The organism is Rhodopseudomonas sp. BR0C11, assembly GCF_010820945.1.
Taxonomy (GTDB): domain Bacteria; phylum Pseudomonadota; class Alphaproteobacteria; order Rhizobiales; family Xanthobacteraceae; genus Rhodopseudomonas; species Rhodopseudomonas palustris_H.
In genome coordinates this window covers 1-1,003 of record NZ_QTKI01000748.1, presented here as the reverse complement: position 1 = coordinate 1,003, position 1,003 = coordinate 1, and the positions used below count along the sequence as shown (strand labels likewise).

Annotated in this window: 1 protein-coding gene and 1 pseudogene; both read right to left on the bottom strand. The window is 67.3% G+C overall.

Features of this window, described 5'->3' with window-relative positions; translation table 11 throughout:
- Positions 1-37 precede the first annotated feature (37 nt).
- A pseudogene (locus DYI24_RS27110) lies at positions 38-409 on the bottom strand (bifunctional diaminohydroxyphosphoribosylaminopyrimidine deaminase/5-amino-6-(5-phosphoribosylamino)uracil reductase RibD); the annotation flags it as partial.
- Complete coding sequence (nrdR, locus tag DYI24_RS27105; protein ID WP_107344655.1) at positions 406-888, bottom strand: transcriptional regulator NrdR; 483 nt, start codon at positions 886-888, stop codon at positions 406-408. The pseudogene DYI24_RS27110 and the gene nrdR, both read right to left, overlap by 4 nt.
- Positions 889-1,003: the final 115 nt, after the last annotated feature.

The following is a 1,003-nucleotide window of genomic DNA, read 5'->3' as shown; positions in this document are numbered from 1 at the left end:
CATGGCCCTGGCCGGCCACCAGCGGATTGGGGTCTTAGATCGCCGACACCACCCGCGCAATGCCGGCGGCGATCACCGCATCGGCGCAAGGCGGGGTGCGGCCGTGATGCGAGCACGGCTCGAGGGTCACGTAAAGTGTGGCGCCGCGGGCGGCCTCACCGGCCCGGCGCAGCGCTTCGACCTCGGCATGCGGACGGCCGCCATCCTGGGTCCAGCCCCGGCCGACGATCACGCCATCCTTCACCAGCACCGCGCCGACCGCGGGGTTGGGCGCGGTGCGCCCCTGGCCGCGCCGGCCGAGCGCCAGCGCCAATTGCATGAGGCGGCGGTCGGCGGAATCGCCGGCTTTGGCCGCCTTTTCGGCAGCGAGCTTCTGGCCGATCTGCTCCTCCAGGATGCGGAAGATCATTTGCGGACCAGCGCCGCCCTCGCCTCGTCTTCGTGGGACAGTTCGCCGAGCACGGCCTCGAAATCCTTGGCCTCGCGGAAATTGCGATACACCGAGGCGAAGCGGACATAGGCAACGTCGTCGAGCTTGCGCAGGTGATCCATCACGCTCTCGCCGATCGTCTCCGACGAGATCTCGGCCTCGCCGCCGCTTTCCAGCTCGCGCACGATCGCCGACACCATCTGCTCCACCCGCTCCGGATCCACCGGCCGCTTGCGCAAACTGATCTGCACCGAGCGCACCAGCTTGTCGCGGTCGAACGGCACCCGGCGGCCGTTGCGCTTGATCACGATCAGCTCGCGGAGTTGCACCCGCTCGAAGGTGGTGAAGCGGAAGTTGCAGGCGATGCACACCCGCCGACGCCGGATCACCGAGGAATCCTCGGTCGGCCGGCTATCCTTCACCTGGGTATCGAGGCTGTTGCAGTTCGGGCAGCGCATCGCTCGTTCCCTACGTCATTGCCGGGCTTGACCCGGCAATCCATCATCTTGCGAAGAAGATGGATGCCCGGGTCAAGCCCGGGCATGACGGGCCGTTGATCGTTACTGATAAATC

Excerpts from the sequence above, each read along its gene's own strand:
- nrdR (WP_107344655.1), bottom strand. The coding sequence starts at position 888 with ATGCGCTGCCCGAACTGCAACAGCCTCGATACCCAGGTGAAGGATAGC.